Genomic DNA, 20,174 nt, shown 5'->3' with positions numbered 1-20,174 from the left:
ACCCCCCGATCGGCCGCCCCTCAGCGCGCGTTCTTCTGCCCCTTGACGACGTAGGTCCCGGTTTCGAGGTTGTAGTAATGGCGGTCCGGCCGGTAGGCACCATCGAGCACGGTGATGCCATAGGTCCCCTCCGTCAGCGCCACGAAACTGTGGATGTCGCGCGGCGGTGCGATCACCGCGAAGTCGCCCTGCTCGAGGACCCGCTCGCTGACGATACGAAGGTCGCTGCGGCCCGGCACCGAGCCGTCGTCCGCGCGCTCGTAGACCCAGTGCCGGACGCGCCCGCGATAGACGAAGAGGCTCTCCCAGATGCCATGGTCGTGCGGCGGCACAGGCTTTCCGGTCGGCACCTCGTAGAGGAGGATGGAGAGCTGGCCGTCGTAATAGAGGTACTCGGAAAAGCCGACGTTGTTGGCTTGGCGGGGAATGCCGAGCATGAGGAGGTCGGGCCTTCGCATCAACTCGCGCACGGGCCCGCTCATCGCGTTCCCGAGCGCCTCGGCATCGTCCCCGCTCCGCGCGATCGCATCGACGAGCTGCGCCACGCAGTCCCTGACGCTCGTGAATGCCACAGCCATCGCCTGCCTCCCGCTCACCATCGTCCGCCCGCCCTCCGGCAACCGGCTCGGGCACTAGGAAAGACTGGCATGGTTGCATGGGTCTGCAAACCCTGGAATATCGGTGCAGGGGAGCCATGCGATCGGCACCGATGACCGGAGGGAAGCCAATGAACGGCATCGCGAATGCCGCCGTGATCGACGTCCACGCGCATGTGCGCATCGCCGCCACCACCGGGGCTGCCGGCAAGTACGGCCCCGAGTTCGGTGAGGATGCCGACGGCCGGCCGTGGTACCGGGTCGGCAACTACCGCCTCGTCGGCGTGCGCCACACGGCGAGCCCGTTCACGGACCCCGCCCTGCGGCTCGAGCGGATGGGCGCGGCGGGCATCGACTTCCAGGTGCTCTCGCCGAGTCCGCTCACCTATTTCCACCACATCGAAACGGCCGATGCCGTCAATTTCTGCCGCCGCCACAACGACGGCTCGGCCGCGATCGTGCGCGCGCACCCCGACCGGCTCGGTGCACTGGCCGCGCTCCCCATGCAGGATCCGGTCGCCGCACGCGAGGAACTGGAACGCGCGGTCGGAGAGCTCGGCCTCTGGGGCGCCGCGATCGGCACGGAGTTCGCCGAGCCCCTGCACAGCGAGGCCCTCGACGATTTCTACGACACGTTCGTGCGCCTCGACGTGCCACTCTTCCTCCACCCGGCCCCCGCCGGCATCGATGGCCCCCCCGGCGATCCCAACCTCAAGCGGTACGACCTCGACGTCATCATCGGCTTTGCAAGTCAGGAATCGATCGCCGTCGCGACGCTGATCTTCGGCGGCGTCCTCGAGCGCCATCCCAAGCTCGACGTCTGGATCAGCCACGGCGGGGGCGCCATTCCTTTCCTCGCCGGCCGTCTTGGCCAGGCCGCCCGCAAACGCCCCTGGGCGACCGACGCCATGCGCCAGGACGGCGCGTTCGAGCAAGCACTTTGCCGCCTCTGGTACGACGCGCACGTCAGTGCCGGCGGCGCCCTCGAACTCCTGCGCCAGACCGTCGGCAACGACCGGCTCGTCTACGGAACCAATTTCGCCGGTTGGGACCAGGACGAGGCCGGCCACGACCACGCCATCGATCCGGCCTGGGCGGACAACGCCCGCCGCCTGCTGCGCCAGCCCCGTGCCCCGGGCGGCTCAGTCGCCTCCGGCTGACGGATCAACGGCGCCCTCCGGTCCCGGGACCCCGCCGAATTGCGCCCAGGTCGATGCCACCTGCCAGCCGGCGTCGACCACGATATTCTGGCCCGTGATGGCCGAGGCGCGCGACGAGGCGAGGAACTCGATGACTTCGGCCACCTCGCGCGGACGCACCATCCGCCCGAGAGCCGTGAATTCCGCCGGGTCCGCCGCATAGCGCCCGCTGCGGATGCGCTCCTCGACGCGCGGCACCAGTGTCGATCCGGGTGTCACCACGTTGACTCTCACACCGGACCGGCCCCAGGCACCGGCGAGCGTGCTCGTGAGGTGCACGACGCCCGCCTTGCTGGTCCCATAGGCATGGACCGGCATGGAGCCGATCGCGGCGATCGAGGCGATGTTGACGATGGCCCCGCCCCCTGATGCTGCCATCCGCGAACCGAACTCGCGGTTCGCAAGGAATGTCCCGGTCAGATTGACCTGCAGAACCGCGTTCCATGCAGTGAGCGTCAGCTCGCGTGGCGGCACCACCGCCTGATAGACAGCCGCCGCGACCACCAGCCCCGAGACCCGGCCGTGACGCTCCTCGATCGCCGCAGCCGCCTCGCGGATGTCGTCCTCGCGGGCGATGTCGATGCGCCGGAAGCCGGCATCGAGTTCGCCCGCGAGCCGCTCGCCCGCCGCCTCGTCCCGGTCGGCGACGACGACCCGCCAACCGCGCTCCGTCATCAGTTGCGCTGTTGTCGCACCGATGCCGGCAGCGCCACCGATGACGACGGCGAGCCCCTGCTCCGCGCTCATGCGTACTCTCCCCTCGAGGTTCCCGGATCGCAATGGCTTGACCTTACGGCCATGGCAGGTCGAGATCGACGACTGTCCGCCACCGAACGGGGAGGAGACCGCCATGCCCGCCATCTCGACCGAGTCCGTCCCGGGCCATCCCGCGCTCTCGCTCGCTTATCATACGATACCCGAATTGGATTTGCTCGAGACCATCGACCTCGCAGGCGCGCTCGGCCTCGCCCATATCGGCCTTCGCCTCCTCTCCGGTCGACCGGACGAGCCTGGCCTCGCGGCGCTGACCGATGCGACCCTCCGGCGGACGGCGCGGAGCCGCCTGCGCGATGCCGGGCTTTCCATCCTCGATGCCAATACCGCACGCCTTGCCGCCGGAACCGACGTCGCCGACTTCACCCCCTTCCTCGATGTCGCCGCGGAGATGGGAGCCCGCCACGTGCTCGCCACCGCCGAGACACCCGATCGCGGCCGCCTCCTCGACCAACTCGCCGCGCTCTGCGACATGGCCAGCGGGCACGGCCTCACCGTCGAGTTCGAATTCGTGCCTTGGATGGCCGTGCGCACGCTGGCGGACGCCAATCGTCTCCTCGACGAGGTCGCCCACCCCGCGCTCGGCATCGCTGTCGATGCCCTGCATCTCCATCGCTCCGCCGGCGGATCGGCCGAGGTCGCCCAGACGGCGCGCGAGCGTTTGCGATACTGGCACATCTGCGACGCGCCGGCCGCCGCCCCCACGACCCGGGAGGGCCTCATCCACGAGGCCGTGCGCGACCGCCTCGATCCAGGAGAGGGCGAACTCGACCTCACCGGCCTATTGGCCGCCATGCCGACCACGATCCCGATTGCCATCGAAGTGCCGTCCGCCGAGCGCGCCCTCCACATCCCGACGCGTGAACGGGTGACGCGCACGGTCGCGGCGACGCGCGCCCTTCTGAACCGATCCGGCAACGTCCCGTCCTGCTAGGCAGCGGCCTTGATGTCCTGCACGCAGACCCGCTTCAACACCCGCCGGCTCGCCGCCATGTCGTAATTGGCGATCGCCCGATGCATGAGGCAGCGATTGTCCCAGATCACGACGTCGCCCGGGCGCCAACGGTGGGTGTAGAGGAACGGCGGCTGCGTCGCGAACTCCTGCAGCCGCGCGAGGATCATGCGTCCGGTCTCCACCGGGAGCCCCTCGATGTGCGAGGCATACATGCCGATGTAAAGGCACGGCTGGCCGGTCTCGGCATGCGGGCGAATGATCGGATGGGCGATCGGCGGGGCGGCGCGCTTCTGCTCCTCGCTCGGCGGCGGGTTGTCCAGACTGTCGCGCATGAACTCGAGGCTGTGGACTGCCTTGCGGCCCTCGATGCGCCTGCGCGTCTCCTCGGCGAGCGCCGCGCAGGCGAGCCCCATGTGCGCGAACTGCGTATCGCCCCCCTCGGGCGGCAGTTCGACCGGATGCAGCATGGTCAGCAGCGACGGCGTGGCGAGATACGATTTATCGCTGTGCCAGAAGTAGTTGGTATTGATATAGGGACGCTTGGAAGGGCGCCCCGAGGCATCGAAGTTGGTGATCGTGTGCACCGCCTCCATGATGTTGCCGTCGGCCTTTTGGATCAGATGGCGTTCGAGCGGACCGAAAATCGCGCCGAGCGCCACCAGATGATCGTCAGCCGGAGACTGCCCCCTGAACACCAGCACGGCATGCTCGAGGAAACCCGCCCGGATGGCCTCGACCGTCGCGCCATCGAGCGGCCTGCCGAGGTCGATGGCCTCGGTCTCGGCGCCGAACGGCCCCTCGACCGGCACGAATATCGATCCCTTAACCTTGCCACCCATCGTCTGCCTCTTCATTCCGATCCCTGCCCAATGACGCCACCCCGGTAACAGGTGCACCGTCACGCGGCCAACGCCCAGCATGCGATACTGCACTCACATGCCCGCTCCGCCAAGACCAACGACAACAGGTTCGCCCCCCCCCCGTGCAACGCATGGCTAGCGCCCGCCAGTGGTGCTTGACAGTCGCGTCCGCCCCGGCTCATCTGATCAACCAAGTGTATACAGGAATGCGGGAGACGGAAGATGCAGCTCGATCGAGGTGTCGGCGTTCGGGAAAACGATCTGCCCTGGGTCGATATCGGCGTGCGCCCTGGCTACAAGCAGCGCTACAAGGGCTTCTTCGACAAGGAGCGCGGTGTCGGCTGCCGCATCGGCAGTCTCTATGCGGACCCCTACTTCCACTCGCCGCGCCACCGCCACACCTTCCAGCAGGTTCGCTACCTCGTCGGCGGCAAGATGAAGTACGGTCACGAGGTGTACGAGCCAGGCGATGTCCTCTACATCCCGGAGGGCGCCTATTACGGTCCCATCAAACCGGTGCCGGCCTCCGAAGGCGGCGCCGACCAGATGCATTTCGTGGACATCCAGTTCATGGGTCCGTCGGGCATCCCGTACCCCCATCCCGACGATGTCGTCGCGGCCCAGCGTGCGCTCGCCGAGGACGGCAAGTTCGAGGAGGGCGTTTATACCTTCCCCAACGGGCGCAAGCGCGACGCCTACGAGGCGATCCTCGAAAAGCTCACCGGCAAGGCGATCGAGTATCCGTCCCCGCGCCTCAACAGCTACGTCGTGATGCGCTCGAGCGCCTATCCCTGGCTCGCGCATCCGCGTCTCGAGGGCGTCACCCAGAAGCACCTCGGCTTCTATTTCGAAAGTGGCCCGAACATCAAACTGTTGCGCCTGGAAAAGGGCACCCGGCTTCCCGCCGCCACCGCCGCCGGCAATCGCGCCGTGTTCCTCACCGACGGTGATCTCGCCTACAACGGCGAGCACTTCACGCCGCTCTCGTACTTCATGCTGCCGGACGGTGCGCCCTATGGCGACGTCGTGGCCACGGAGGCCTCCGAGATGCTCGTGGTCGGCTGGGCCAAGCAGGGCGAGCCGCTCGGATTCGAGCTGTTCTGAGAACCACTGCTCGAACGGCACGGGGCGAGACAAACATGCGGCTCGGCACGGCCACCACCGCGGGTAATCCGCGCCGCGAAGCGGTCTGTCAACTCGCCGACGGCCGCATCCTGCGCCTCGCCGAAGCGGCCCGCCTGCTGCGCTCGGCCGGCATCGCGATCGACGAGGCCGCGGCGGAACGCCTGTCCAGCGAGGTCGAAAGTGGCCGCTGGCTCGATGAATCGGGCCGCGCGCTGGCCCGTCGTATCATCTCGGCGCCGCCGCAGAACACCGCCGCCGCCGTGGTTGCGGCCGATGCCGTTCGCATCGGCCCGCCCGTGCCCGCGCCCGCCAAGTTCATAGCCACCGGCCGCAACTACATGGACCACCTGCGCGAAGGCCAGGAGATCTGGGCCAAGCGCGGCAAGACCGTGGTTCAATCGAGTTTTCCGACCGCCTTCGTCAAGTTCGCCTCGTGCATCATCGCGGACGGCGAACGGATTTTGATTCCTCCGGGCGTCGAGAAGGTGGACTACGAGATCGAACTCGCCGTCGTCATCGGGCGCCCCACGTTCAACATCGGCGAGGCGGAGGCCCTCGACCATGTCGCCGGTTACACCATCTGCAACGATCTTGGCGCCCGCGCCATTCAGCACGCGGAGATGGAACACCAGATCGGCATCGTCATGGCCAAGAACCAGCCGACCTTCGCGCCGCTCGGCCCATGGCTGGTCACAACGGATGAAATTCCCGACCCTCAGGCGCTCGCCCTCAGCCTCACCGTGAACGGCGAAGAGCGCCAGCGGGCGACCACCGCCGACATGATTTTTCCCGTCCGCAAGCTCGTATCCTATTGGTCCCGCATCGGTCTCGAGCCGGGCGATGTCATCATCACCGGAACGCCCGCGGGCGTTGCCGTCGCCCGCCCCGACCCCGCGCCGTTCTACCTCAAGGCCGGTGACGTCGTTGCCGCCGAGATCGAGCGGATCGGCACCCTCATCAACCCAGTCGCCGACGCGCCGCAATGAGCGGAAACGAAACGACGGGACGGGCCGAAACGCCGAAACTGATCTATCTCGCCGAGCGCCATCCCGACCTCACGCCAGCCGGCTTCACCACGCGCTGGCGCGAGCATGCGCGCCTCGGCATGAGCCTCGAGCGCTGGCGCAACGTGCGCCGTTACGTCCATTGCGATCCGCTCGACGTTACGGGGCTCGCCGGCCTGCCGCACGCCGCCGCGGACGGCGTCGCGCTCGTCTGGTACCGCAGCGAGGCGAGCCGCATCGCCCACGCCGGCGAAAGCCCCGAGCGCGCCATCATGCGCAACGACGAGCGCGAGACGTTCGCACGACCCGTGCGGGAATTCGCGACCCTCACCATCGAGCATCCGATACGCGCGAGCCAATACCGATCCGGAGAGGTCCGTGTTTTTCTCTTCGCGCGGCGCCGGCCCGACCTCGCCACCCCGGACTTCCTCGCGCGCTGGCGCCGCGACCACGGATCGGCCCTTGCCTCGCGCCTCGCCGCCACGCTGCCATCCGCGACCTACATCCAGAACCAGGTCCGCACCGACCGTGCCGCTCTCGGCCTCGGCCTCGACGTCGACGCCATCGACGAACTGGCCATCGAAGCAGCAGGCCTCGCCGCATTGATGGACGTGCTGTCGGCTGGCGATGGACTCGCCGCGGCCATCCAATTGGCACGCATTTCCCTCCTCGCTACCTCGACCGTCGTGCTCTGGGACACGCCGGAACCCGCAGAGCCTGCCGGCAAGCCCCCTCAAGGATAGCGCTCGAGCAGAGCCAGCTCGTAGGGCTTGATGGACGCCATGTCGCCGCGACGCACCTTCACCGGCCACTCGGGATCGGCAATGAGTGCGCGCCCGACCCCGATGAGATCGAAATCCCCGCGATCGAGCCCCTCGACCACCGGCGTGATGTCCGCGACCCCCGCATCGGCGTTGTCCTTGGTGCGAAAGACCTTCGACTGGTGCGGCTTGTCGAGACCGACACTGCCGACGGCGATCACGGTCCTTCCGGTCGCCTCCCGCGTCAGGCGGGCAAGGCTGCGGGGATCACCTTCGAAGGCCGCCATCCAGAACCGCCGCGTGCTGACATCGAAGACATCCACACCGGCGGCAACGAGGAGCGCGAGCAGCCGGCCGAGTTCCTCCCTGTCGTTCGCGATGCGCGCCTCGTAGTCCGTCATTTTCCACTGTGAGAAGCGGAACACGATGGGGAACCCCGGCCCCACCTCGCGCCGGATCGCCGCCACGACCTCGCAGGCAAGTCGTGCCCGCGCTTCGAGCGAGCCGCCGTAGCCGTCGGTCCTGCGATTGCACTCCGGCCAGAGGAACTGGTCGATCAGGTAGCCGTGCGCCCCGTGGATCGCGACACCGTCGAATCCCGTTTCACGCGCCAGCGCGCCCGCGCGCGCGAAGGCGTCGATAACCTTGCCGAGGCCGGCCAAATCGAGCCCCTCGATCACCCGCCGCCCGTCCTCGATCACATCCATCGGCCCGACGCCGGCCACATCCTCGCGGGGCGGCATGCCCAGCTTTCGTACGCCGCCGACGTGCCAGAGTTGCGGCACCATGAGCGCGCCCTCTGCGTGCACCGCATCGAGCACGCGCCGCCAGCCCGCCACCGCCTCGCGCCCGTGGAAATGCGGCACGTTCGCATACCCCGAGGCGGCCGGATGGTCGACGTAGGTCCCTTCGCTGATGATGAGCCCGACGCCTCCCCTGGCGCGCGCGCCGTAATAGGCTGCGGCCGCCTCGCCCGGAACGCCCCCCGGCGCCCGGTAGCGCGACATCGGCGCCATCACGATCCGGTTGCGCAGTCTCGTCGGCCCGAACGGATGTTCGGAATAGAGCGCTCCGAGCGATACTCCGCCCGCCTGACGCCCGACGCCTGTCGTCATCGCCCGCACCCCCGAGATTGCTTTTTCACCCTTCGCAGCCCGCCCGACCCGCGCAAGAACGGCGCCCCGGACGTTGCCGCCACCCGCACTTCATCATAGGCTTCGAACACGACGCGAGACCACCCTCCCCGACCACGGAGCCGCCATGCGAATCGGATTTGTCGGACTTGGCCTCATGGGTTTGCCCATGGCCGAAAACCTGATCGCAGCCGGCAACGAACTCATCGTATGCAGCAACAACATACCTGCCATCAAAACAATGCGCGGGCTCGGCGCCCGCATCGCGAGCGGCGTCGCGGAAATGGCCGGCGAGGTTGAATTCTTCTGCGCTTGCCGCGTCACGCCGGCCCAGTCGCTGGAGGTCTTCCTCGGACCGGACGGTGTCGTCTCGCACGGCAGGCCCGGGCTCGTCTGCATCGATTTTTCCACCATCGACCCTGAAACCTCGCGCCGGATTGCCGGCCGCCTCGCCGAGCGCGGTATCGGTCATCTCGACGCCCCGATCAGTGGCGGACCGACGGCCGCGGCGAACCGGACGCTGAGCGTCATCGTCGGCGGAGCGGACGCGCATTTCATTGCGGCCCGCCCACTCCTCGAGTCCCTCGCCAAGGCCGTGTTCCACATGGGCCCACCAGGCGCTGGCGTAACCACCAAGCTCTGCAACAACATGGTCACGATCACCACCCACGCGCTCCTGGCGGAGATGGCCACGCTCGCCAAGGCAGCCGGCATCGATGGCGAGCGTCTCTACGAGGTTCTGAGTGCCAGTTCTGCCTCGAGCCGCACCCTCGCGCGCGTCTTCCCGGGGCACTTCCTGCCACGCGATTTCAAGGCCGCCGCGAGCATGACCACGATCATCAAGGATCTCGAGTGCGCCATCGCCGCCGCCGATGCCCTCGGCGTGCCCCACCGCATTGCCAGCACGGCTCTCGAGCGGTTCCACGAGGCGGCAGCGAACGGGCTGGCGGACATGGACATTTCCGCCGTCGTGCTGGATGTGGAGAAGGAGGCATCGACACTCCGCGGGTCCCGCGACAATCGGAGCGAATGTTGACATTCCTGGGGGGCCATCGGAGTATCCCGGCGGTTCCCGCAGGACGCCCGTTCGCGGACGCGGGAATTCTGTATACAGGCCGCGCCGCAGCTAAGGAGCGCGTCAGAGCCCGGGGCTGTGTGCTCCGGGCCAGTTTGGAGGAGACGACATGGAGTTTTCCAAGGGGCTCAGCCGGCGCGCGGTCGTCGGTGGTGGGCTTGGCATGCTGGGGGCATCGCTCGTTGGTGGGCCCGCCTACGCCAAGCAGGAGATGCAAATTCTCGGCTCCTACTTCAAGGCGCTGATGAACACCTCGCCGATCGCCGTCGGGCTCGCCAAGGGGTTTTATGACACCTCGAACGTGAAAGTCTCCGAGGTCGTGAGCACCATCGGTGGCGGCACCGCGATCCGCAACATGGTCGGCGGCGGCCTCAACTACGGTTTCGTCGGCACCTCGGGCGCTCTGACGGCGATCCGCGAGGGCATCGACATCAAGATCGTGCACGGCGTTCTGAACAACATGCGCGACCTGTTCTGGGTGGCCATGCCGGACAGCCCCGTCAATTCCATCCAGGACCTCAAGGGCCGGAAAGTCGGCTTCACGAAGCCCAAGTCGGTCAGCGAGACGATGGTGAAGTGGATGCTCCGGCGCCACAACCTCACCAACGATGTCGAGATGGTCTCCCTCGGCGGCCTCGGCGCCGGGCTTTCGGCGCTCGAACAGGGCGGTGTCGACGCGGCTCTGATCCTCGAGCCGCTCTGGAGCAAGCGCAAGGACCGCTACAAGGTCGTCTTCGACCTCTCCGAACTGCCTCCGATGGTGCAGATGGTCGGCGTCGCGACCGGCGATTTCATCCGCAACAGCCCGGACGTCGTGCGCGATCTCGCCAAGGCCTGGCGCAACTCCGTCGAGTTCACGCTCGCCAACCCGGACGACGCCGCTGCCATCATGGCCGAATCCTACACCGATAAGGTGATGGACCTCGAGGTCGCCAAGTCGGCCGTCAAGCACATGATCGAGATCGATTTCTGGAGCCGCGGTAAGATCGATCGCGACGGCCTCGGGGTCTGGGTGCAGACCATGGTCGAGCAGGGCGAGTGGGAAGGTGAGCCCGATTGGAGCAAGATCATCGACGATTCCCTCCTCGATGCCGATCTGCGGTGATACGGGTGGCAGCAGCGCGCCCCGCCCGGCCGGGGCGCGCATCCGCTCGAGAAGGGCGCTCGCTCTGAGCGTTGAGACCAACCCGTAGGAAACGAGCCGCCGATGCCACTGTCCGACGTGCCCCAGACCAAAGCCGCAACGGCAATGGCCTCCACCGACGCGACCCACGCCGTGGTACGTGGCGTGACCCGTGTCTACGACAATGGCGTGCACGCCCTGGGGCCGATCGACATCGACCTCGCTCGCGGCGAGTTCCTCTCCGTTGTGGGGCCCTCCGGCTGCGGCAAGTCGACCTTCCTCGACCTCCTCGCCGGCCTCAGTGCGCCGAGCGAGGGCACCATCACTTTCGAGGGACAGAATGTCGCCGGCACCGTTCCCGACGGCGTCGGCGTCGTCTTCCAGGAGGACGCCACGTTCCCCTGGCTGACCGTTGCCAACAACATCGGATTCGGCCTCAAACGCCGCGGGGCCAGCAGCTCGGAAATCCGCGACCGCGTCCGCCAGGCCATCGATTTCATGGGGCTTCAGCAGTTCGCCGACGCCTATCCGAGCCAGCTCTCGGGCGGCATGCGCCAGCGCGTTTGCATCGCGCGCACCCTGGTCCTCGAACCGCGCCTCATCCTCCTCGACGAACCGTTCGGCGCGCTCGACCAGCAGACCCGGCTGCTCATGGGCGACGAACTGCTGCGCCTCTGGCGTTCGAGCGGGGCAACGGTCATGCTCATCACACACGCCCTCGACGAGGCGACGCTGCTGGCCGACCGCGTCGCCGTCATGTCCGCGCGGCCAGGCCGCTTCATCGAACTCGTCTCGACCGGCTGGCCGCGCGAGCGCGACAGCCGCATCGCGGCGTCGCCCGACTTCGGCAAGGTGACCACCCACATCTGGGAGGTGTTGCGTGACGAGTCGATCAAGGCGATGTCGGGCAATGCCAGGGTGTCACAATGAGCCGGCACGGCGCCATTCGCACCGCGATCGTCGTCGGCCTGATCATCTACATGGAGGTCGCCTGTCGCCTCGGCTGGGTCAATCCCAATCTCCTCGTGCCCCCGAGCGTCATGGCGATGCGGCTTGCCGAACTCGTCCAGGAGGCCCGCTTCTGGGAGCAGGTCGCGAGCAGCGCCCGCTCCATCCTCATCGCCTTCATAGCGGCCAACATCGCCGGCTCCGCCATCGGCCTCGTCCTGCACCGCATGCCGCAGGTCCGCGCCTCCCTCGAACCGCTCATCGCCAGCTACTACGCGATCCCGTTTTTCGTCCTCTACCCGCTCATGATCGTGTTCTTCGGCATGAACGACACGCCGATCATCCTCATCGGCTTCCTTTATGCCGTGATGGCCGTGATCATCGGCACGCTGAGCGGGCTGGACCGCATCCCGCACGTGCTCTCCAAGACCGGCGCCGTGCTGCGCATGTCCGGCCTGCAGAAGGCCTTCTGGCTTTCGCTTCCTGCCGCCGCGCCACACCTGCTGACGGGAACGAAACTCTCCCTCAGCTACTCGATCACCGGTGTTCTCGGTTCCGAATTCATCCTCTCGGCCGGCGGCTTCGGATACTCGATCGCCTTCGCCTACAATAACTTCGACGACAAGACGATGTATGGCCTCCTGCTCTTTCTCGTCGTCGCGGTCTCCATCATCACGCTCTTCCTTCACCACAAGCAGCAATCCGTCCAGCACCGCTCCGGCACGGCTCACGGCCGCAACGATGCCACGGCGCTCTCCAAGGTCATCGCGATCCTCGCTGTTGCCGCCATCATCGTGACCGCCTGGCAGCTTGCCCACAACTACGCCGGCCTCGAGGCGCTCGCCCCACCACTGACCACGGCCTTCCATCTCGTCGATTTGCTCAACTCACCGTCGTTCTGGGTGCACATCAACGAGACCGCGAGCGCGCTCGGCCTCGCGCTCCTCTTTTCCTGCCTCCTCGGGGCGCTCATCGGGCTCACCCTCGGTGCCAGCAAGACCGCGACCGCGGTGAGCGAGCCGATGATCGTCACGCTCTACTCCCTGCCGAAAATCACCCTCTATCCGGTTTTCCTCCTTTTCTTCGGCATCGGCTTCACCGCCAAGGTGGCCTTCGGCGCACTCCACGGCATCTTCCCGATGATCCTGATTTCGATGAACGCGATCCGCTCGATGAACGTCGGCCTGCGCAAGACCGCCCGCACGATGAAACTGACCCGCCTGCAGACGCTCACTCACGTGATCGTGCCCGCGACCGTGCCGGAACTCGTGACGGGTCTGCGCATGAGCTTTTCCATCACCCTGCTCGGTGTGATGGTGGGTGAGATGTTCGCCTCGAGCCGCGGCCTCGGATTCCTCGTCATGAACAGCATCGACATCAACGACACGGCGACCATGATGGCGATCACCACCCTCGTTGCCTTCGTGGCCATTGCGATCAACACCATCCTCCTGGCGATCGACCGGTCGCTGCACCGGGTGTGACGCAGGGGGCGACCAGCGGGGAGAGCGGGAGATGTCGGCCGGAAGCGCTTCGACCTACCTCGTGACGGGCGGCATTCGGGGCATCGGCCTTGCTGTCGCCGGTCTCCTCGTTGCCGAAGGACATTCGGTGATATGCGCCGATCTCGATGACGAAGGAGATCCGGAACTCGCCGCCATCGCCGCCAGCGGCCGCTTTCTCCAGCTGCGCGTCGATGTCACGGACACGGTTTCAGTGGATCGCATGACCGCCGACGCGCTCGCCTGGCGCGGCCGTCTCGACGGCCTCGTCAATTGCGCCGGCTTCAATCGCCACCAGGTCGTCGCCGAACTCGAGGATGCCACCTGGCAACGTCTCCTCGACGTCCATCTCGGGGGCGCGCTTCGCTGCTGCCGTGCGGCCTACCCGGCGCTCGGCGCGAGCGGACAGGGCTCGGTCGTCAATTTTTCTTCCATTGGCGCACGGATCGGCCGGCCGCGACGCGGGCCTTATTCCGCCGCCAAGGGTGGCATCGAAGCCCTGACACGCACCCTGGCGGTCGAGTGGGCGCCCGCCGGCATCCGCGTCAACGCCGTCGCCCCCGGCATCGTCGAAACACGCATGGTCCGCCAGAACATCACGGATGGGAATGCCGACCTCGCCAGCCTCGTCGGTGCCATTCCGCTCGCCCGCCTCGGGCAAGTGAACGAAATCGCCGAAGTGGTCTGCTTCCTCTTGTCGCCGCGCGCCAGCTACATGACCGGCCAGACGCTCGTCGTCGATGGCGGCGCCACGGTGAACGGAGATTGGTAAGCTAATGCGCCACGGCGGTGGCCGAACGAACGACGGAGGAAACAATGGCCGGTGAGGATACGAGGAATGCACCGCTGTTCCCATTCAAGAGGACATGTCCGTTCCGCCCGCCGGAGCAGTACCTGGAAGCCCAGCGCTCCTGCCCGGTGCTGCCGGTCGAACTCTGGAACGGCCAGCGCGCGTGGCTGCTGACGCGCCACCAGGACTTCCGGGAAGCGCTGCTCGATGGGCGCTTCAGCGGCGAGTTCGCGCGTCCGGATTTCCCCTCCGTCACCGAGGCGCGCCAGGGCATCGACAAGCTGGAGCGCGCCTTCGTCGGAATGGACAACCCGCGCCACGACCACTACCGGCGCATGTTCACCAAGGAATTCACGACGCGGCGGATGCTCGCCCTGCGCCCGCAGATCGAGGCGATCACCGATGACCTCCTCGATGCGATGGAAAAGAAGGGGCCGCCCGGTGATCTCGTCGCCGACCTCGCCGTCACGCTGCCAGCGCTCGTCATGTGCGAGCTCTTCGGCTCGCCCTACGAGGATCACACCTACATCATGAAATGCGCCGCCGGCCGCCACGGCCTGACGCAGACGCCCGAGACCGCCGCCCGCACGGCCCGCGATCTCGTCGCCTACTGCCGCGGCCTCATCGAGGACAAGATGCGCGCGCCGGCGGACGACATGCTGAGCCGCGTCATCGCCGAACAGGTCGAGCCGGGTCACCTCAGCATCGACGACCTCGCCGAGATCTGCTCGATGATCCTGCGCGCCGGCCACGACACGACGACCAACATGATCGGTCTCGGCGTGGTCCTGCTTCTCGAGCATCCCAATCAGCTCGCGGCCATGAAGGCCGATCCGAACCTCGTTCAGGGCGCCGTCGAGGAGATCCTGCGCTACGCCGCACCGGTGCAGTTCGCGCCACGCCGCGTCGCCCTCGAGGCCGTCACCGTCGCCGGATCGCGCATCGAGCCGGGCGACGGTGTCTTTGCCGTCGCGCCGGCTGCGAACTGGGACCCGGAGGTTTTTCCCGATCCCGAGCGCTTCGACATCACGCGCGACGCCTCCCAGCATCTCGCCTTCGGCTACGGCATTCACCACTGCCTCGGCCAGGGTCTCGCGCGCATCGAGTTGCAGGTCGTCTTTTCCCGGCTCTTTGCGCGGTTCCCGGATTTGCGCCTCGCCGTGCCGCTCGAGAAAATCCCCTTCAAGTACGATTCCCAGATCTACGGAGCCTACGAGGTTCCCGTGACCTGGTGAGGCACCTGGCGGCGGCCGTCGGAGGACGATTAATGAGCACCCCCAAGGCACGGCTGTCTGCCGATCAGGGCGTCTGCGTCGGCAGTGGGCGGTGCGTGGCGATCGCACCCGGCCTCTTCGACCAGCGCGAGGACGACGGCATCGTCGAGGTCGTTGCCGCCGACGTTCCGCCCGAACTCATCGAGCCCGCGAGGCGTGCGGTCGCCGGCTGTCCCGCCCGCGCCATCCGCCTCATCGAGGAGTGAAATCCCGCCAGGCGGCCGGCCCCCTATGGTCCGCCGACGAAGAGGTCCGCCGGCAATTGCCCGGTCGCGATGAGATAGAGCAGCCCCGACACCGTCGCGATCGAGCCGAGCGTCGTCAAGAGAACGCTCGCCGAGGCTCGCTCCACCCAGACCCCGTACTGCTGCGCGATGACGAAGACGTTCGTCGCCGTCGGCAGCGCCGCCAGAAGGACCGCGGTGTAGACCCAGACGGGATCGAAATCCCCGGCCCAGCTCAGCACCACCAGCATCAGCGCCGGATGCACGAGCAGCTTCATCGGCACGATGAAGAAGAGCGCTGGCGGCACCCGCCGGAGCGGCCGCAGCGCGAGCGTCACGCCCATCGCAAAGAGCGCGCAGGGCGCCGCCGCCTGCGCGAGATAGGCGATCAGCCGCTCGAGCGGCACCGGTGGTGAAAAGCCGACGAAGGCCGCCCCGACCCCCGCTGCGGTCGCGAGGATGAAGGGATGGAAAACGATGCGCTTGACGACGCCGACCGCGAGCGCCGCGAGCCCGCCCCCGGCGCTTCGCCCCGAGATCGCCATCAGCGCCGGCGCCAGCACGAAATGCATGACGTTCTCGAAGCAGAAGATGAGCGCCACCGGTATCGCCGCCTTCTCGCCGAGCGCCAGGATCGCGATGGCCGGGCCCATGTAGCCGATGTTGCCATAGGCCCCGGCGAGGCCCTGCACCGTCGCCTCCGCGCCCGAACCCCGGCTCGCGGCGAGCCCGAGCAGGAAGGTGAACGCGAAAATGGCGAAGGTCGCGGCGATGTTGGCGACGATGAAATCGGTGCGCGCCAGTTCCTCGACCGGCGTCTTGGAGAGCAGCCGGAAGAACAGCGCCGGCAATGCCAGATAGATGATGAAGGTATTGAGCCAGCCGAGCGCCTCGACCGGCTGGCGCGTGATGCGCGCGGCCGCATAGCCGAGGCCGATGAGACCGAAGAGCGGCAGGATGAGCCCGAGGATTTCGATCATCGGTTCGGCTTCCGGTTGAATGCGTCGCCGGCGCCGGTCACTCGACCGGTCCAGGTTCGCCGCCATAGCCGAGACCTCGGCCCGCCCGCAACCTCCGCCTCGTCAGACGACGTATGCAATGAGCCGCCCTGCCGTCAGGACCCCGAGCCAAAGCAGTATGGAAACGAGCGCGATCTCACGTGCCCCGGCGGGCGCCGGCCCGGAGCCGTCGAGCGACCGCGCCCAGGGCTGGAAACGTGAGCGGAATGCAATGGCGTTGAGCCCCGCCAGGACGATGAGCGCGATCTTGGCCTGGAACGCCGAGTTCGTGGCGAACTCGGCCGCGTCCGAGGCGAACAGCAGCAGCCCGCTCGTCACATTGAGCGAAAAGCCGGTCCACACCCACGGCAGGAGGATCGCATGGAGGCGTCCCGGGGCGATCGCGCGCCCGACGCCGAGTACTCTGAGGTCGAACACGAGGATCGGCCCGAACAGCAGCGCGATGCCGATCAGATGGACGGTTTCGAGCGCCGGATAGGCCCACGTCGTCTCGGCAACGAAGCGGGCCGCCGCAAGCTCCGCGACCGCCTCCCAGAGCACGGTCCAATCGAAACCCATGGCTCCCCGCTCTCCCGACCCCAGACGTCAACGTTCACCCGGAGCTATCGGGCGGTATTGCGGATGGTGATCGTTCGCCCCTTCACACGTATGCTTTTCAGTCCGACCTCGGCGCCACCGTCCCGCGCCGGCCAGCCCTTGACCTCCACCGCCGCGCCTTCCGATAGCAGCGCCCGCGTCAGCCCCTTTGCCTCGATCTTGGGAATGCCCTCGGCTTCGACCGTCCAGGCGGTACCGCCGACATCGATAACGAAGAACACGTGTGGGTTCTGCCATCTGACGGAGGTCACGCTGCCCTTGAGCGTGACGACCTTGGCCGCATCGTACTTGGCAACGAAGGTGTGATGGGCGCTTGCGGTGAGCGTCCCGAGGCCCAGGGCGAAGACCCCTGCAAGCAAGCACTGGACGGTCCCGACGAGTGTCTCGCGTCGCGTGAGGTTCGGCATCGTCGTCTGGTCCGCGCTGGAGGGCTCGCCTTTCGACTATCACCCACCGGCGGTCCCACGCCACAACCGCGATCGCGTCTGGTTCACTCCATCGTCGAACGTAGCGCAGTGGTCACGCCCGCCCCGGCCAACTGCCCGCAACCCGACGCGGCGCCGCTGCCCTGGCCCCCTTCGCGCCCCTCGACAGCGGCCCGGCATGGCACGTATAAGCGAGCGGATTCAACCGATCAGCGGTGCTGCCGTGAACGCCGCCGAAGCCATCGCGCGGCGTGCGGCAAGGCGCAACGACCCGGGACGCAGAACCGGCGGGAACCCCTGCCGCAGTCGCCTCCCGCACCGCCCCACCCGGAGGTTCGCCATGGCCGGCCATTCACAGTTCAAGAACATCATGTACCGCAAGGGCGCTCAGGATAAGAAGCGCTCCAAGATTTTCTCCAAGCTCGCCAAGGAGATCACGATCGCGGTCAAGTCCGGCGGCCCCGACGCCTCCGCCAACCCGCGGCTGCGCCTCGCGATCCAGAACGCCAAGGGTCAGTCGATGCCCAAGGACAACATCGAGCGCGCGATCTCGCGCGGCGAAGGGCGCGACACCGAAAGCCTCGAGGAGATCCGCTACGAAGGCTATGGCCCGGGGGGCGTCGCCGTCATCGTCGAGACCATGACCGACAACCGCAACCGCACCGCCGGCGCGGTCCGTTCCTACTTCACCAAGAACGGCGGCAACCTCGGCGAGACGGGGGCCGTCTCCTTCATGTTCGATCGCATCGGCGAAATCGTCTATCCGGTAGCCGCCGGAGACGCCGAGAAAGTCCTCGAGGCGGCCATCGAGGCCGGCGCCACCGATGCCGAGAGCGACGAAGACCAGCACGTCATCTCGTGCGAGTTCGCCGACCTCGGCGCGGTCTCGTCCGCCCTCGAGGCGGCCCTCGGCGAGGCCCAGTCGGTCCAGACGGTATGGCGACCCAAGACCACCACGCCCGTCGACGAAGAGCGCGCCAATACGCTCATGAAGCTCATCGCCACCCTCGAGGACGACGACGACGTCCAGAACGTCTATTCCAACTTCGAGGTCGACGAAGCGGTGATGACCAAGCTGGCGGGCTGAGGAAACCTCGAAAGGGATGGCCGAGCCGAGGGTCGGCCATCCGGGACCGGGCTCCCCTCGGGGGCCTCAGAGCGCGGTTCGCAGAATGGCGGCGAGGCTGGCGCCCTGCGGGATATCCTCTTTGCGCACCGCGAGGACGTGGGCGCCACTGGCAAGCGCCCGCCCGGCGATCTCGTCGACGACGCCATAGGTCGTCGCACCCTCCTCCTTGGCGAACTTCACGGCGCCGGTCACATCGTCGACCGTCCCCGGCACCACCTGGTCCATGTCCACCAGCAGCACTTCGATCGCCCCGAACGTCGCGGCCCGCGCGGCATCGGCGATATCGGTGGTTGCTCGACGCGCACCGCGCGCCTCGGCGAAACGCCGTCCGATCGCCTCGATCTCGGCATGGTAGTGCTTGTCGAGAACCGGTCTCGCCAGCTCGGCGAGCTTACCGGGCGTCATCCGGTCCGCGTTGCCGACAATTCCTTCCTCGAGGAGATGCGGATAGCTGTTGACCGACCGAAAGATCGATTCGAGCGGCTGAGCTGCCGCCAGGATGAGCGGCGTCGTACGCCCGGCGAGCAGGGCACGGACCGCCGCGTCCACCTTGCGCGTATATTGCCGGAGCAGAACGGCCTGATCGGCGCGACCGGAAAAGAACCCGCCGAGCGAGGTGCTGTTCACCGAGGCGACACCAGCAGCATCGCTCGCCGACTTGGGCATGGCCTTCAGCTTGACCTCGCGGGCCGGCAATTCGGCGAAAGCCTCGACCAGCCGCACCTTGTTTTCCGAAAGGGCGAGCACGAAGGCCTCGTGCGGGAAGGTGACCGAGCGCAACAGCGGCTTCAGATGGAAGCGGTCGGAAACCTCGACAATTTCAGAGAGATGGTTCGGCAGCCGGAAGGTGCGCACGCGCTCCGGCGTGGCGAGAACGGCGAGGCTGTTGGCCTGCAGCCGCCAGAACTCGTCGTCCTTCTCGATGTCGTCGATGTGGCTCGTCAGCTCCTTGAGGCGGCGCTTGTCGAAGCCCACCGCCCGCAATTGGCTTGCGGCCTTCTTGGCGAGCTTCTTCAGCGCGAGGCGGCTGGCCGCGACATCCTGGGTGACGGGCGTCGTCGGCAGATAGATGGAGACGCAGGCATCGGCCCGCTCGCCGACCAGTCGCCTCAACTCGGGTAGCGTCGGAATGTCGACGTGCAGCATGTTCTTCCCCCGTTTCTGGCCGCCATGAGGCGGACGTTGGGTCCCGAGTGGAAGATGGGGGTCGAGCGCCGTCAGGGCAACCGACCGGACGGGAAAATGCGGCACCGGAGAAAAGAATCGCAGAGCGAGCGCGGGGAGGAGGCGCGCTCGCTCTGCTTCGGGACGAACCGGGGGGAGGGATACCGGCTCGTTCTGCTACGGCGTATTACCAGCCGTAGTAGCGGGTCACGTAGCCACCGCAGCCGGCGAAAGCCGAACCGGCGACGAGCATCGAGGAGGCCGTGACGAAGGCGTAAGCTGCGATCTTGCGGATCATCGGAATTCTCCTTGGTTGGTCTCGAGGGGACCTGCCGTCCCCGGGGCAGTGCTCCCTGCGGCTCACCAGCCGTAGTAGCGGGGCACGTAGGTGACGCAGCCGGCGAAGGCCGAACCAGCGACGAGCATCGAAGAGGCGGTGACGAAGGCGTAAGCTGCGATCTTGCGGATCATCGGAAGTCTCCTTGAAGGGTGGGGTT

At 67.2% G+C, this 20,174-nt stretch carries 21 protein-coding genes; 13 read left to right on the top strand and 8 right to left on the bottom strand.

All coding sequences use genetic code 11. The features are described 5' to 3' along the window. Positions 1-20: 20 nt before the first annotated feature. Positions 21-578 (bottom strand): hypothetical protein, encoded by a 558-nt coding sequence (locus tag GC150_13465; GenBank protein MBI1385908.1) that lies wholly within the window; start codon positions 576-578, stop codon positions 21-23. A gap of 149 nt (positions 579-727) precedes the next feature. Between GC150_13465 and GC150_13460 the strand changes: the two genes are divergently transcribed. Next, the gene (locus GC150_13460; GenBank protein ID MBI1385907.1) at positions 728-1,756 is read left to right on the top strand and encodes an amidohydrolase family protein; all 1,029 of its coding nucleotides are present in this window, start codon (positions 728-730) and stop codon (positions 1,754-1,756) included. On the opposite strand, the gene GC150_13455 is transcribed toward GC150_13460, so the two are convergent. Next, positions 1,739-2,656: an SDR family oxidoreductase gene (locus GC150_13455; protein ID MBI1385906.1), complete on the bottom strand. Its 918-nt coding sequence runs from the start codon at positions 2,654-2,656 to the stop codon at positions 1,739-1,741. The genes GC150_13460 and GC150_13455 overlap by 18 nt on opposite strands. On the opposite strand from GC150_13455, the gene GC150_13450 reads away from it, so the two are divergent. Then, positions 2,493-3,503: a TIM barrel protein gene (locus GC150_13450; GenBank protein MBI1385905.1), complete on the top strand. Its 1,011-nt coding sequence runs from the start codon at positions 2,493-2,495 to the stop codon at positions 3,501-3,503. The genes GC150_13455 and GC150_13450 overlap by 164 nt on opposite strands. On the opposite strand, the gene GC150_13445 is transcribed toward GC150_13450, so the two are convergent. Beyond that, complete coding sequence (locus GC150_13445) at positions 3,500-4,444, bottom strand: TauD/TfdA family dioxygenase (protein MBI1385904.1); 945 nt, start codon at positions 4,442-4,444, stop codon at positions 3,500-3,502. The two genes, GC150_13450 and GC150_13445, sit on opposite strands and share 4 nt — an antisense overlap. Positions 4,445-4,606: 162 nt before the next feature. Here GC150_13445 and GC150_13440 point away from each other — a divergent pair, with 162 nt between their 5' ends. From GC150_13440 to GC150_13430, 3 genes are read left to right on the top strand one after another with little or no spacing between them, the layout of a single operon-like run. Further along, positions 4,607-5,488, top strand: coding sequence for a hypothetical protein (locus GC150_13440; protein MBI1385903.1), 882 nt, complete (start codon positions 4,607-4,609; stop codon positions 5,486-5,488). A gap of 35 nt (positions 5,489-5,523) precedes the next feature. Continuing rightward, positions 5,524-6,495, top strand: coding sequence for a hypothetical protein (locus tag GC150_13435; GenBank protein ID MBI1385902.1), 972 nt, complete (start codon positions 5,524-5,526; stop codon positions 6,493-6,495). Next, positions 6,492-7,256, top strand: coding sequence for a hypothetical protein (locus GC150_13430; GenBank protein ID MBI1385901.1), 765 nt, complete (start codon positions 6,492-6,494; stop codon positions 7,254-7,256). The genes GC150_13435 and GC150_13430 overlap by 4 nt, the downstream gene beginning before the upstream one ends. On the opposite strand, the gene GC150_13425 is transcribed toward GC150_13430, so the two are convergent. Then, positions 7,247-8,389, bottom strand: a complete 1,143-nt coding sequence (locus tag GC150_13425) for a 12-oxophytodienoate reductase (GenBank protein ID MBI1385900.1) — start codon at positions 8,387-8,389, stop codon at positions 7,247-7,249. The two genes, GC150_13430 and GC150_13425, sit on opposite strands and share 10 nt — an antisense overlap. A 145-nt stretch (positions 8,390-8,534) precedes the next feature. On the opposite strand from GC150_13425, the gene GC150_13420 reads away from it, so the two are divergent. The 7 genes from GC150_13420 to GC150_13390 all read left to right on the top strand — a co-directional run bounded on the left by GC150_13420 (position 8,535) and on the right by GC150_13390 (position 15,325). Further along, positions 8,535-9,443, top strand: coding sequence for an NAD-binding protein (locus GC150_13420; GenBank protein MBI1385899.1), 909 nt, complete (start codon positions 8,535-8,537; stop codon positions 9,441-9,443). 148 nt (positions 9,444-9,591) lie between these two features. Beyond that, positions 9,592-10,587 carry a PhnD/SsuA/transferrin family substrate-binding protein gene (locus GC150_13415; protein MBI1385898.1) on the top strand — a complete coding sequence of 332 codons (996 nt, stop codon included), beginning with the start codon at positions 9,592-9,594 and terminating at the stop codon, positions 10,585-10,587. Between the two features lie 102 nt (positions 10,588-10,689). Beyond that, on the top strand, positions 10,690-11,535 hold the full coding sequence (locus GC150_13410) for an ATP-binding cassette domain-containing protein (GenBank protein MBI1385897.1): 846 nt from the start codon (positions 10,690-10,692) through the stop codon (positions 11,533-11,535). Then, on the top strand, positions 11,532-13,037 hold the full coding sequence (locus GC150_13405; GenBank protein ID MBI1385896.1) for an ABC transporter permease subunit: 1,506 nt from the start codon (positions 11,532-11,534) through the stop codon (positions 13,035-13,037). The genes GC150_13410 and GC150_13405 overlap by 4 nt, the downstream gene beginning before the upstream one ends. Before the next feature lie 31 nt (positions 13,038-13,068). After that, positions 13,069-13,827 (top strand): SDR family oxidoreductase, encoded by a 759-nt coding sequence (locus GC150_13400; protein MBI1385895.1) that lies wholly within the window; start codon positions 13,069-13,071, stop codon positions 13,825-13,827. A gap of 44 nt (positions 13,828-13,871) precedes the next feature. Then, entirely contained in the window at positions 13,872-15,080 is a 1,209-nt protein-coding gene (locus tag GC150_13395; GenBank protein MBI1385894.1) for a cytochrome P450, read from the top strand. Between the two features lie 32 nt (positions 15,081-15,112). Next, complete coding sequence (locus GC150_13390) at positions 15,113-15,325, top strand: ferredoxin (GenBank protein ID MBI1385893.1); 213 nt, start codon at positions 15,113-15,115, stop codon at positions 15,323-15,325. A 23-nt stretch (positions 15,326-15,348) separates the two neighbouring features. On the opposite strand, the gene GC150_13385 is transcribed toward GC150_13390, so the two are convergent. The 3 genes from GC150_13385 to GC150_13375 all read right to left on the bottom strand — a co-directional run bounded on the left by GC150_13385 (position 15,349) and on the right by GC150_13375 (position 17,366). Then, a complete protein-coding gene (locus GC150_13385; protein ID MBI1385892.1) occupies positions 15,349-16,323 on the bottom strand; it encodes an AEC family transporter in 975 nt (324 codons plus the stop codon). Positions 16,324-16,425: 102 nt separating this feature from the next. Beyond that, a complete protein-coding gene (locus tag GC150_13380) occupies positions 16,426-16,920 on the bottom strand; it encodes a hypothetical protein (protein ID MBI1385891.1) in 495 nt (164 codons plus the stop codon). 44 nt (positions 16,921-16,964) lie between these two features. Further along, positions 16,965-17,366, bottom strand: coding sequence for a hypothetical protein (locus tag GC150_13375; GenBank protein ID MBI1385890.1), 402 nt, complete (start codon positions 17,364-17,366; stop codon positions 16,965-16,967). A gap of 358 nt (positions 17,367-17,724) precedes the next feature. Here GC150_13375 and GC150_13370 point away from each other — a divergent pair, with 358 nt between their 5' ends. After that, on the top strand, positions 17,725-18,471 hold the full coding sequence (locus tag GC150_13370) for a YebC/PmpR family DNA-binding transcriptional regulator (protein MBI1385889.1): 747 nt from the start codon (positions 17,725-17,727) through the stop codon (positions 18,469-18,471). A gap of 66 nt (positions 18,472-18,537) precedes the next feature. On the opposite strand, the gene GC150_13365 is transcribed toward GC150_13370, so the two are convergent. After that, the gene (locus tag GC150_13365) at positions 18,538-19,659 is read right to left on the bottom strand and encodes a hypothetical protein (GenBank protein MBI1385888.1); all 1,122 of its coding nucleotides are present in this window, start codon (positions 19,657-19,659) and stop codon (positions 18,538-18,540) included. Between the last annotated feature and the right edge of the window lie 515 nt (positions 19,660-20,174).

It is taken from the genome of Hyphomicrobiales bacterium (assembly GCA_016125495.1).
Taxonomy (GTDB): domain Bacteria; phylum Pseudomonadota; class Alphaproteobacteria; order Rhizobiales; family RI-29; genus RI-29.
This window is presented reverse-complemented; position numbering and strand designations above follow the sequence as displayed.

What these genes read in the sequence shown, in the direction of transcription:
- GC150_13370 (MBI1385889.1), top strand. Translation starts at nt 17,725, where the DNA reads ATGGCCGGCCATTCACAGTTCAAGAACATCATGTACCGCAAGGGCGCT.
- GC150_13365 (MBI1385888.1), bottom strand. Translation starts at nt 19,659, where the DNA reads ATGCTGCACGTCGACATTCCGACGCTACCCGAGTTGAGGCGACTGGTC.
- GC150_13465 (MBI1385908.1), bottom strand. Translation starts at nt 578, where the DNA reads ATGGCTGTGGCATTCACGAGCGTCAGGGACTGCGTGGCGCAGCTCGTC.
- GC150_13390 (MBI1385893.1), top strand. Translation starts at nt 15,113, where the DNA reads ATGAGCACCCCCAAGGCACGGCTGTCTGCCGATCAGGGCGTCTGCGTC.
- GC150_13440 (MBI1385903.1), top strand. Translation starts at nt 4,607, where the DNA reads ATGCAGCTCGATCGAGGTGTCGGCGTTCGGGAAAACGATCTGCCCTGG.
- GC150_13435 (MBI1385902.1), top strand. Translation starts at nt 5,524, where the DNA reads ATGCGGCTCGGCACGGCCACCACCGCGGGTAATCCGCGCCGCGAAGCG.
- GC150_13415 (MBI1385898.1), top strand. Translation starts at nt 9,592, where the DNA reads ATGGAGTTTTCCAAGGGGCTCAGCCGGCGCGCGGTCGTCGGTGGTGGG.
- GC150_13445 (MBI1385904.1), bottom strand. Translation starts at nt 4,444, where the DNA reads ATGCTGGGCGTTGGCCGCGTGACGGTGCACCTGTTACCGGGGTGGCGT.
- GC150_13380 (MBI1385891.1), bottom strand. Translation starts at nt 16,920, where the DNA reads ATGGGTTTCGATTGGACCGTGCTCTGGGAGGCGGTCGCGGAGCTTGCG.
- GC150_13455 (MBI1385906.1), bottom strand. Translation starts at nt 2,656, where the DNA reads ATGGCGGGCATGGCGGTCTCCTCCCCGTTCGGTGGCGGACAGTCGTCG.
- GC150_13395 (MBI1385894.1), top strand. Translation starts at nt 13,872, where the DNA reads ATGGCCGGTGAGGATACGAGGAATGCACCGCTGTTCCCATTCAAGAGG.
- GC150_13400 (MBI1385895.1), top strand. Translation starts at nt 13,069, where the DNA reads ATGTCGGCCGGAAGCGCTTCGACCTACCTCGTGACGGGCGGCATTCGG.
- GC150_13385 (MBI1385892.1), bottom strand. Translation starts at nt 16,323, where the DNA reads ATGATCGAAATCCTCGGGCTCATCCTGCCGCTCTTCGGTCTCATCGGC.
- GC150_13450 (MBI1385905.1), top strand. Translation starts at nt 2,493, where the DNA reads ATGCCGGCAGCGCCACCGATGACGACGGCGAGCCCCTGCTCCGCGCTC.
- GC150_13460 (MBI1385907.1), top strand. Translation starts at nt 728, where the DNA reads ATGAACGGCATCGCGAATGCCGCCGTGATCGACGTCCACGCGCATGTG.
- GC150_13375 (MBI1385890.1), bottom strand. Translation starts at nt 17,366, where the DNA reads ATGCCGAACCTCACGCGACGCGAGACACTCGTCGGGACCGTCCAGTGC.
- GC150_13405 (MBI1385896.1), top strand. Translation starts at nt 11,532, where the DNA reads ATGAGCCGGCACGGCGCCATTCGCACCGCGATCGTCGTCGGCCTGATC.
- GC150_13420 (MBI1385899.1), top strand. Translation starts at nt 8,535, where the DNA reads ATGCGAATCGGATTTGTCGGACTTGGCCTCATGGGTTTGCCCATGGCC.
- GC150_13430 (MBI1385901.1), top strand. Translation starts at nt 6,492, where the DNA reads ATGAGCGGAAACGAAACGACGGGACGGGCCGAAACGCCGAAACTGATC.
- GC150_13410 (MBI1385897.1), top strand. Translation starts at nt 10,690, where the DNA reads ATGCCACTGTCCGACGTGCCCCAGACCAAAGCCGCAACGGCAATGGCC.
- GC150_13425 (MBI1385900.1), bottom strand. Translation starts at nt 8,389, where the DNA reads ATGACGACAGGCGTCGGGCGTCAGGCGGGCGGAGTATCGCTCGGAGCG.